The following is a 3,004-nucleotide window of genomic DNA, read 5'->3' as shown; positions in this document are numbered from 1 at the left end:
CAGCTTTGGTCAGCGTGGTGATCCAGGCCGACCCGGTGAACTGGCTGCCCTGATCCGTATTCATGATCTCGGGCGGGCCGTGTTTGGCGATGGCCTCGTTCAGAGCGTCCACGCAGAAGTCCGCGTGCATCGTATTCGACAGCCGCCAGCTCAGCACCTTGCGCGACCCCCAATCCACCCCTCTCGGGATCATGCTGCGCATAACCCTGCCGGGCAAAGGATGGCGACCAGATACAGGAACCCGTTCCGCACCGGTACGAAGGTGATGTCGGCGCACCAGACCTGGTTGGGTCGGTCGATCTGCATCTTCCTCAGCAGATACGGGAAGACTGGATGCTGCGGATGTGACTGGCTGGTCCGAGGGCGCTTGTAGATCGCCCTCGGACCAGCCAGTCGCCTGACGCGATGTCGCCCGACAACCGTGCCTTCTCGTCGTAAATAAGCGGCGATCTGACGGCTGCCGAAGAACGGATATTTGGTGAAGACCCGATCAATCTCCTTCATCATCGCCAGCGTGTCCACGTTGACGCCGACCGGCGTGTAATAGAACGCCGATCGCGACAGCCGCACGAGCTTGCACTGCTGGCTGATGCTCAGCTCGGGGTGATCCCGTTTGACCATGGCGCGTTTCTTTGCCGGGCTCATCGCTTCAGCCCTTCCGACAAAAAATCGTTCTCGACCGCCAGCCTCCCGATCTTGGCGTGCAGCTCTTTGACATCAGCCTCCGTCGGGCCGCTTTGCTTTCCACCGGAAAAGACGTCCGCCATCCCGTCAATGGCTTGCCGCTTCCATGTGCTGACCTGGTTCGGGTGCAACTGATGCTTCGCGGCAATCTCTTGCACGGTCTTGTCACCGCGCAGAGCTTCCAACGCCACCCTGGCCTTAAACTGGTCTGTGAAATTCCGGCGCTTCGCCATTCTCGTATCCCTTCAAAAGTTTGGGATACACCTTAGCTGACTGTCCAGTTTTCTGGGACCACTTCAGAGGGCGGAAAATGATCCGATCTACTGGGGATCATAAGGCTTCTTGCGCTTCTGGGGGGCGATCTTGGTGGCCAAGCTGACTAATCAGCGTTCTGACACGCGATTGATATGTCGTGGCCATCTTAGGGTGTCTTCCCGAATTTGGCCATTGCACAGCGCATACAAGAACAACGACCGAGTAAGCCGATGCTTGAGGCAATCCTTCGGACGAGTGCGTTCGTCTTTCAGGTAGATGTCCACAGCTGCAAGATACGGCAAGCCGATGTGATGTCGGGCACGTGACTTTGCTATTTGCTCAGGTTACTTGTCTGAGAACATGGAAGGATGCACGATGGATGGCACGCTCGCGGTCTTGTTTCTGCTGACCGGTTTGATCGATATGTGGGTCAATTACTGCGACACGGGTTGCATGAAACCCGCATCCATCGTGGCACGCCATGTTGCCTCAGCAGGAAAACTGATATTCGAGGCCGATTCCATCGGGGCCGAGGCTTACTATCGCCACGACCTGCCGCTCAGCTTCGGCCCTTTTCAACCCTCCATCGGCGCCTCGGTGGACAGTCTGGGCGATGTGTGGATCGGTGTGGGCGCGGTGAATGCGTTTCATTTGTGGGGCGGGAGGTCGTTTGCGCAGTTTTCCTTCATGCCCGGCATCTGGCTGCGCGATGATGGGCCAATGCTGGGCCATCCGGTCGAGTTTCGTTCGGGCATAGATGCCGGGTATGAGCGCGCGGACGGGGTGCGTTACAGCCTCTCGCTTGATCATCGGTCGAATGGTGACATCGCGCCCATTAATCCGGGCCTGGAAACGCTTCAGCTTCGCGTATCAATCCCCAACCCATAGCTAACCGTCCGCTCCGGCGCCCGATTTGCCGAAACGCGGAAACGAGCGCATAGTTAGGTGTGAAGATTTGTTCCGCACTGATAACCACTGGCTTCATCGCGCTCGCAAACACCTTGCCCGCGCGCGCGGTCAGTTACGATACGCTTCTAAACACCCCCACAATGGATCCCTGTCACCTGTTCACGGCGGAGGCGGACATGGTGGTGCTCTACCTCGATATGGGGTCCGAAGGCGAAGTGCAGATCAGCCTGCCCCGTGATTATCTGGAAGATCGCGCCGATCAGCAAAGCGGGTTGCGGCACGGGTCGGTGCTGTTGCGGGTGATGCTGACGAATTTCCTGCCTGTTCGCCGTGCGCAAGCGCGCAGGATGTCTGCAACGCAACGGGGATCGTCTGAACAGGCAGCGTTTATCACCATTCTGATCGGTGACTTCCAAAACCTGGAGACACGGTCGAGAACACTGACCGAAGGAGGGCCGAAAGCCGCCCCGAATGATCTGGGCCTGATTCCAATGACCAACACGGATGCCAACCCGCAACGCGAAATCTATGTCGGCATACATCCCAATGGCACACCCCGTGCAATCATCGAATGTTCGCCCTCCAAGAGCCTGTCCCGGCGCAGCTGCACCCACGAGCTGCGTGCCAGCGGTGTCGCTGTGGTGCTGGATTACAGGGCTGATGTGCTGCCGATGTGGGAGGATGTCCAGTTGCGGGTGGAGCGGTTTCTTGGATGTGCGGTGGGGGGGTGAGGCGCGTGGTGGTCCCTCAGCAGATCAGTCCACGATATCGAGGACCTTCGCCCCCCCTTCCGAACGTCAAACCGCCCCGGCCTGGTGAGGCACGGGGCGGTTTTGTGTATTGTTATCGTATTTGAGAGAATGTTGGCTTTTTACTAGGTTTGGCGGTGACCTACTCTCCCACGTCTTGAGACGCAGTACCATTGGCGCGACAGTGCTTAACTTCCGAGTTCGGGATGGGATCGGGTGTTTCACTTGTGCTGTGACCACCAAACCGAGTAAAAAGCCATTTATTTGGGCGACCGCCTCGGGCTGCTTGAGCCTGATTTGGTGTTCCAAATATCCAAGTCAGTACACTTAGGTGTGTATGCTTTTGATAGATCAGTAGGGTTTGACTTCTACTGGATCAAATCAAGCCTATCGGACAATTAGTACCG

Annotated in this window: 5 protein-coding genes and 1 rRNA gene; 2 read left to right on the top strand and 4 right to left on the bottom strand. The window is 57.4% G+C overall.

The features are described 5' to 3' along the window. The 3 genes from BMY55_RS16695 to BMY55_RS16685 form a co-directional block, all read right to left on the bottom strand. The coding region (locus BMY55_RS16695; RefSeq protein ID WP_143064364.1) for a DDE-type integrase/transposase/recombinase at nt 1-202 on the bottom strand (202 nt) is incomplete at its 3' end. Continuing rightward, nucleotides 190-645 carry an IS3 family transposase gene (locus tag BMY55_RS16690; RefSeq protein ID WP_091433794.1) on the bottom strand — a complete coding sequence of 152 codons (456 nt, stop codon included), beginning with the start codon at nt 643-645 and terminating at the stop codon, nt 190-192. The genes BMY55_RS16695 and BMY55_RS16690, both read right to left, overlap by 13 nt. Then, on the bottom strand, nt 642-917 hold the full coding sequence (locus tag BMY55_RS16685; RefSeq protein WP_091433792.1) for a transposase: 276 nt from the start codon (nt 915-917) through the stop codon (nt 642-644). The genes BMY55_RS16690 and BMY55_RS16685 overlap by 4 nt, the downstream gene beginning before the upstream one ends. A 397-nt stretch (nt 918-1,314) precedes the next feature. Between BMY55_RS16685 and BMY55_RS16680 the strand changes: the two genes are divergently transcribed. Further along, a complete protein-coding gene (locus BMY55_RS16680; RefSeq protein WP_091433796.1) occupies nt 1,315-1,827 on the top strand; it encodes an acyloxyacyl hydrolase in 513 nt (170 codons plus the stop codon). 59 nt (nt 1,828-1,886) lie between these two features. Beyond that, a complete protein-coding gene (locus tag BMY55_RS16675) occupies nt 1,887-2,579 on the top strand; it encodes a hypothetical protein (RefSeq protein WP_091433789.1) in 693 nt (230 codons plus the stop codon). Between the two features lie 147 nt (nt 2,580-2,726). Here BMY55_RS16675 and rrf read toward each other — a convergent pair. Next, nucleotides 2,727-2,841 (bottom strand): 5S ribosomal RNA (rrf, locus tag BMY55_RS16670). Between the last annotated feature and the right edge of the window lie 163 nt (nt 2,842-3,004).

The sequence above is a fragment of the Aliiroseovarius sediminilitoris genome (assembly GCF_900109955.1).
GTDB lineage: Bacteria > Pseudomonadota > Alphaproteobacteria > Rhodobacterales > Rhodobacteraceae > Aliiroseovarius > Aliiroseovarius sediminilitoris.
Note: the sequence above shows the minus strand (reverse complement) of the source record. Positions and strands in the feature narration are given on the sequence as shown.